Source organism: Roseateles sp., assembly GCF_036486225.1.
Taxonomy (GTDB): Bacteria; Pseudomonadota; Gammaproteobacteria; order Burkholderiales; family Burkholderiaceae_C; genus Roseateles.
On record NZ_DASVNZ010000411.1, the window covers coordinates 1 to 5,236 of the forward strand.

Sequence of the window (5,236 nt, forward strand, 5' to 3'; positions counted from 1 at the left end):
GCGCGCGCTGAAGCCGGGATAGAAGAAGCGCTTCTCCAGACCGGCGCCCGGCCCGGAGAACTGCGGCGACTTGAGGCCGTGGCTGCGCTCGACGTAGCTTTCCGCGCTGAGGTATTCGAGGTTGATCCACGCCGGCTTCACCGCGCGCGCGGCCATCGCCGCGACGAAGGTCTCCGGCAGGTCGCAGCCGAAGGTCTCGACGACCACATCGCCCGGCGCCGCCCGCGTGCTGTCGGCCCACGGCAGGCAGGCGATGCCCTCGACCGGTGTCGGCTGCATCCACGTGAGCGGCGACAGGTCGTCGCTCCACAAGCGCACCCGCGCGCCGCGCTGCGCGAGGTCGCGCGCCAGCCTCAGGCAGACGCCGAGATCCCCATAGTTGTCGATGACGCGGCAGAAGATGTCCCAGGTCCGGTTGTCGCGACTCTCAGGGCTGTCAGGAGTCAGCAGCTCGGACGAGGAATCGGCGGGGGGATCGACAGGGGTGACGGGCATCGACCGATTATCCGGCGGCACAATCGCGCCCCATGAGCACGACCCCCGCCGGCGCCAGCGAAGCGCCGGAGCCGAATCCCGATCCGTCCGCCACCGCCGCTGCCGCACCCGCTGCACCTGCCGCCGCACCCTCCGCGGCGTCGCCCGCCGACGAGTGGAACACCCAGTCCGCCGCCATCGAGGCCGCCGAGTCGCGCCGCGTCGCCGACATGGAGCGCGCCGCGCGCGAGGGCCGCGACCGCCTGCTGGCCGAGGTGCTGGCGCTGCCGGCGCTGCCCGGCGTCTACCGCTACTTCGACGCGCAGGACCACGTGCTCTACGTCGGCAAGGCGAAGAACCTCAAGCGGCGCGTCTCGAGCTATTTCCAGAAGGACCACGGCGGCACGCGTATCGGCATGATGATCGCGCGCATCGCGCGGCTGGAGACCACGGTGGTGCGCACCGAGGCCGAGGCGCTGCTGCTCGAGAACAACCTGATCAAGGCGCTCAATCCGCGGTTCAACATCCTGTTCCGCGACGACAAGAGCTACCCCTACATGCGGCTGTCCGGCCACGCCTGGCCGCGCATCAGCTACTACCGCGGCGCGGTAGACCGCCGCCACCGCTACTTCGGCCCGTTCCCGAGCGCCTGGGCGGTGAAGGAATCGATCCAGCTGATCCAGAAAGTGTTCCAGCTGCGGACCTGCGAGGACACCGTCTTCAACAACCGCAGCCGGCCCTGCCTGCTGCACCAGATCCACCGCTGCACGGCGCCCTGCGTGCCCGAGGGGCAGAACGACGACTACCGCCGCAATGTCAGCAACGCGGAGCGCTTCCTGCTCGGCGAGACGCAGGAGGTGATGGACGCGCTGCAGGCGCAGATGATGACGCACGCCGAGCGCTTCGAGTACGAGCAGGCGGCGGGCATCCGCAACCAGATCACCGCGCTGTCGAAGGTCCTGCAGCAGCAGGCGGTCGACGAGAACAGCGCGACCGGCCGCGATCGCGACGTCGACATCCTGGCCGTGAAGCTGCAGGGCGGACGCGCCTGCGTGAACCTGGCGATGGTGCGGGGCGGACGGCATCTGGGCGATCGTGCCTACTTCCCCAAGCACGTCGACGATGCGACTGCCGTCCAGTTGCTGGATGACGACGAGCTGACGCCGGTTGAAGTTGACGTTGAAGGCGAGGGCGGCGATACCACCCGCACCCGCGTCGAACGGCCGAGCGCCGAACGCCTGGTCCTGGAAGCCTTCATCGCCCAGCACTACCTGGAGATGGCGGTGCCGTCGCTGCTGGTGCTGTCGGAGGCGGTCGACCCGGCGCTGGCCGAAGCGCTGAGCGTGCAGGCGGGCTACCGCGTGACGACGCAGGCCCAGCCGCGCGGTCAGCGCCGCATCTGGCAGGAGATGTGCGTCAAGGGGGCGGAGATCGCGCTGGCGAGATTGCTGTCGGAAGAAGGTTCCCAGCAGGCGCGCACCCGCGCGCTGATCGACGCGCTGGACCTCAGCGTCACCGAGCTCGACAAGTTCCGCATCGAGTGCTTCGACATCAGCCACACGGCCGGTGAAGCGACGCAGGCGTCCTGCGTCGTCTTCGAGGGCCACCAGATGCAGAGCGCCCAGTACCGGCGCTTCAACATCGAAGGCATCACCGGTGGTGACGACTACGCCGCGATGCGCCAGGTCCTGACACGCCGTTACAGCAAGATGGCCGAGGCCGCCCAGAATGGCACCGGCCGGATGCCGGACCTGGTGCTGGTGGACGGCGGCAAGGGCCAGGTGTCGATGGCACGCGAGGTCTTCGAGGAACTGGGTGTCGACCTGAGCCTCATCGTCGGCGTGGAGAAGGGCGAAGGACGCAAGGTCGGCCTTGAAGAGTTGGTCTTCGCCGACGGCCGCGAGAAGGTCTATCTCGGACGCGATTCCGCGGCGCTGATGCTGGTCGCCCAGATCCGCGACGAGGCCCACCGCTTCGCCATCACCGGCATGCGGGCCAAGCGCGCGTCGATCCGCACTGGCGGCTCGCGGCTGGAGGACGTGCCCGGCGTCGGTCCGAAGAAGCGGGCGCAGCTGCTGCAGCGCTTCGGCGGCGTGCGCGGCGTGGCCGGTGCGAGTGTCGAGGAGCTCTGCAGCGTCAAGGGCATCTCGCGCGAGCTCGCGGAAGAAATCTATCGCGCGCTGCATTGAATGGCGCGCGGCTTGTTGGGAACAGAGATGACAACGATCGATCGAACGAGCCGGGAAGGCCGGCTGCAGCGCCTGGTGCCGGGCTTGGGAAATGTGGTGCGCTGGGGCGGCAAGCTGGCGCTCGCGCTGTCGCTGGCGGCCTGCGGCTCGCCGACGCAGCGCCAGCCGGACCGTCCTCCAGTGCAGGATGCGCCGCGCGCGCCCGTTGCCACGCCCGTGTCTCCGGGCGGTCCGGTGCCGACCTCGCCGGCCGTGCGCCGCGGCCTGCCGCTGCCGGCGCCGCACGCGGTCAGCTCGCATGAGGACCTCCGCCGCCAGGCCGCGCAACGCATGGTCGCCGCCAATCCGGACGGCACCTACATGGGCGAGGTGCCGCCCGAGCTGCTGGCCATTCCCGTGCTGGAGGTCGAATTGAACCAGGACGGCTCCATCAAGCACATCCGCGTGCTGCGCAAGCCGACCCAGGCCGAGGACACCATCGAGGTCGCCATCGCGGCCGTGCGCCGCGCCGCGCCGTTCGGCGATGTGAGCCGGCTGCCCAAGCCCTGGAAGTTCGTCGAGGTCTTCCTGTTCGACGACGACCGGCGCTTCAAGCCGCGGACGCTTGACGATTGAGCCTCGAGGATTAAGCAGCCGCCGACGGTTTCGCGCCGTGAAACGTGGGCACAATGCCGCCCATGTTCTGGACGCTGCCAACCCTGCTGACCTGGGCCCGCATCGTGGCCATCCCGCTGATCGTCGGGGTGTTCCACCTGCAGATGTCGCCCGCCCATCAAAACCTGCTGGCCACCGTCCTGTTCATCACGGTGGCCTTGACCGACTGGGCGGACGGCTACCTGGCGCGCAAGCTCAACCAGACTTCCTCCTTCGGCGCCTTCCTGGACCCGGTGGCCGACAAGTTCCTGGTCTGCGCGGCGCTGCTGGTGCTGCTGGAGCAGCAGCGCGTCGACGCCCTGGTCGCGCTGGTCATCGTCGGCCGCGAGATCGCGATCTCCGCGCTGCGCGAGTGGATGGCGCAGATCGGCGCCTCGCGCTCGGTGGCGGTGCATGTGCTGGGCAAGCTCAAGACGACGGTCCAGATGGTGGCCATCCCCTTCCTGCTGTTCGACGGCAAGGTGTTCGAGGTCATCAACACCCGGATCTGGGGCACCTGGCTGATCTACCTGGCCGCGGTGCTGACCATCTGGTCGATGGTCTACTACCTGCAGAAGGCGCTGCCGGAGATCCGGGCCAAGGCGCGCTGACCGGCGGGGCCATCCCGCGTTCGACCGCGTTCGAACCCGCGTTCGAACCCGTTCAATTCCTCGCTCACTACCTCGTTCGGTCACTCGTTCCGGGCGAACGTTGAAACAGCGTGTGAAGTGTGCGTTCGGATGCGCGGTTTCAAGCGGCGCGCTGTCCCCTGGGCGACGGGCGCGCGACCCCCCTGTATCGGGACTTCCCCCTTGTCTGAGCCGCAGGTCAAAGCGTCTAGAATCCGCTTCCCGCGCCGTTCGGGCGGCCTGGCAAACCAATGAGGGGGTACCTTCGTGAACAAGTCCGAATTGATCGAGCACATCGCCAAGCAGGCGGACATTTCCAAGGCGGCCGCGGGGCGCGCACTGGAAGCTGTCATCGGCGGTGTGAAGACCACGCTCAAGAAGAACGGGACGGTGTCGCTGGTGGGCTTCGGCACCTTCAGCGTCACGAAGAGAGCGGCCCGCACCGGCCGCAATCCGCGCACGAACGAGGCGATCAAGATCAAGTCGGCGAAGGTGCCGAAGTTCCGTCCGGGCAAGGCCCTCAAGGACGCCGTGAACTGAAAGTTTCCGGGCGCTTAGCTCAGTTGGTAGAGCACCTCCCTTACACGGAGATTGTCGGCGGTTCGAGCCCGTCAGCGCCCACCAGAAAACCGAGGCCGGTCCACGTCATCCGTGGACTAGAATGCCGCGGCCCAAAGGCGAACCCCGGTTCGCCTTTGTCGTATGTGACGTGCCATTGAAACGTGTCCTAAAAACGTCTCCTAAAAACGTGTCTTAAAGAGACCTGAGGTTGTTGATGTTCGATTTCGTACGCAAGCACACGCGGCTGTTCCAGTTCATCCTGCTGATCCTGATCGTGCCGTCCTTCGTGCTGGTCGGCGTGGAGGGCTACAGCCGCTTCATGGACGGCGGCAACGCGACGGTGGCCTCCGTGGACGGCCACAAGATCACGCAGTCCGAATGGGACCAGGCGCAGAAGACGCAGATCGAGCGCATGCGCATGGAATCGCCGACGACGGACCCCAAGGTCTTCGACTCGCCGGAAGTGCGCAAGGACGTGCTCGAGAACCTGATGCGCGAGCGCGTGCTCGCGGCCGTCGTCGCCGATGAGCATCGCACCATCAGCAACGACCAGTTGCTGGAGCTGATCCGCACGGATCCGCAGCTCGCGCCGCTGCGCGACGTGGAGACGGCCAAGCGCATCGCCGCGCAGCAGGGCCTGACGGTTGACGGCCTGCTGCAGAACGTGCGCCAGAGCCTGCAGATCAACGGCGTGCTGGGCCCGATCGCGCAGAGCGCGCTGCCCACGCAGGCCAGCGCCGGCCTGGCCTT

The 5,236-nt window shown here is 67.7% G+C and carries 6 protein-coding genes and 1 tRNA gene; 6 read left to right on the plus strand and 1 reads right to left on the minus strand.

Features of this window, described 5'->3' with window-relative positions; genetic code table 11:
- A partial coding sequence (gene earP, locus VF536_RS26720; RefSeq protein ID WP_331617981.1) for an elongation factor P maturation arginine rhamnosyltransferase EarP occupies positions 1 to 495 on the minus strand: 495 nt, incomplete at its 3' end.
- Between the two features lie 32 nt (positions 496 to 527).
- Between earP and uvrC the strand changes: the two genes are divergently transcribed.
- The 6 genes from uvrC to VF536_RS26750 form a co-directional block, all read left to right on the plus strand.
- Entirely contained in the window at positions 528 to 2,663 is a 2,136-nt protein-coding gene (gene uvrC, locus VF536_RS26725; RefSeq protein ID WP_414710451.1) for an excinuclease ABC subunit UvrC, read from the plus strand.
- A gap of 27 nt (positions 2,664 to 2,690) precedes the next feature.
- Positions 2,691 to 3,278, plus strand: a complete 588-nt coding sequence (locus VF536_RS26730) for a hypothetical protein (protein ID WP_331617982.1) — start codon at positions 2,691 to 2,693, stop codon at positions 3,276 to 3,278.
- 62 nt (positions 3,279 to 3,340) lie between these two features.
- Positions 3,341 to 3,907 (plus strand): CDP-diacylglycerol--glycerol-3-phosphate 3-phosphatidyltransferase, encoded by a 567-nt coding sequence (gene pgsA, locus VF536_RS26735; RefSeq protein ID WP_331617985.1) that lies wholly within the window; start codon positions 3,341 to 3,343, stop codon positions 3,905 to 3,907.
- A gap of 285 nt (positions 3,908 to 4,192) precedes the next feature.
- A complete protein-coding gene (locus tag VF536_RS26740) occupies positions 4,193 to 4,465 on the plus strand; it encodes an HU family DNA-binding protein (RefSeq protein ID WP_067270581.1) in 273 nt (90 codons plus the stop codon).
- 8 nt (positions 4,466 to 4,473) lie between these two features.
- Positions 4,474 to 4,549 (plus strand) — tRNA-Val (locus VF536_RS26745).
- Between the two features lie 151 nt (positions 4,550 to 4,700).
- Positions 4,701 to 5,236: SurA N-terminal domain-containing protein (locus VF536_RS26750; protein WP_331617983.1), on the plus strand; the 536-nt coding region annotated here is incomplete at its 3' end.

Coding starts and splice junctions, on each gene's coding strand:
- VF536_RS26730 (WP_331617982.1), top strand. CDS start 2,691: ATGACAACGATCGATCGAACGAGCCGGGAAGGCCGGCTGCAGCGCCTG.
- uvrC (WP_414710451.1), top strand. CDS start 528: ATGAGCACGACCCCCGCCGGCGCCAGCGAAGCGCCGGAGCCGAATCCC.
- pgsA (WP_331617985.1), top strand. CDS start 3,341: ATGTTCTGGACGCTGCCAACCCTGCTGACCTGGGCCCGCATCGTGGCC.